The following is a 765-nucleotide window of genomic DNA, read 5'->3' on the forward strand; positions in this document are numbered from 1 at the left end:
ACTTGACTTTTGCCTTAGGCTCCGGTTCGTACTGTTGTTTAGGAGTACCTCCTAGTTGTACGATGGGGTAACTGATAAGTTGTATTTTCAGTATGATTTAACTCTGGTGATGTGCTTGAACTAGAGTTTGAATGTTCAATTACCTGTAAGGATGCCTCAGGAGCTGATTGGATGAGAGATGATGGTACTTGAGTAGGGGTTGTATTATCTGAGTCATCATTTGGAGCATCTGCTGCTTCTAACTCATGAACTTCTGGTATTTCTGTAGGTTGTTGAGTACACTGCTCCATCACACTTTGTTGTTGACTTTGTATTATCTGAGTATCTTCTGCGAATATAGAACTCTCCCCCTGCAGTGGATGCTCAGGAACTCCCCCTGAGTAATAATACTCAGTTTCTTGGAAAGTTACATCAGCTGTCACATGCATAGCCTGAGTAGGAGGATGAAAGCACTTGTAGCCCTTCTGAGTGTCAGAATAGCCTACAAAAATGCAACGTAGTGCACATGGTTCAAGTTTGCCACGCTGATGTGGGTATACTTGAACATACGCTATGCTACCAAAAACTCGTGGTTCAAGATTGGGTGTAGATGGTTTAGTGAGGAGAGTATTTAGAGTATGTAGTGGAGTTTGATACTGAAGGGTGTTGGATGGTGTTCTGTTTATGAGGTAAGTTGCAGAGCATAAAGCCTCCCCCCAAAAGTGATGAGGCATATGTGCTTCAAATAAAGAGGCACAGACGACTTCCAAGAGGTGACGATTCTTA

At 42.6% G+C, this 765-nt stretch carries 1 protein-coding gene; it reads right to left on the bottom strand.

Annotation, left to right across the window (positions count from 1 at the left end; translation table 11 throughout):
- Positions 1 to 38: 38 nt before the first annotated feature.
- On the bottom strand, positions 39 to 765 hold a 727-nt coding region (locus tag QQK25_RS24940; RefSeq protein ID WP_284190100.1), incomplete at its 5' end, for a hypothetical protein.

The sequence above is a fragment of the Zoogloea oryzae genome, assembly GCF_030161255.1.
GTDB classification, from domain to species: Bacteria; Pseudomonadota; Gammaproteobacteria; order Burkholderiales; family Rhodocyclaceae; genus Zoogloea; species Zoogloea oryzae.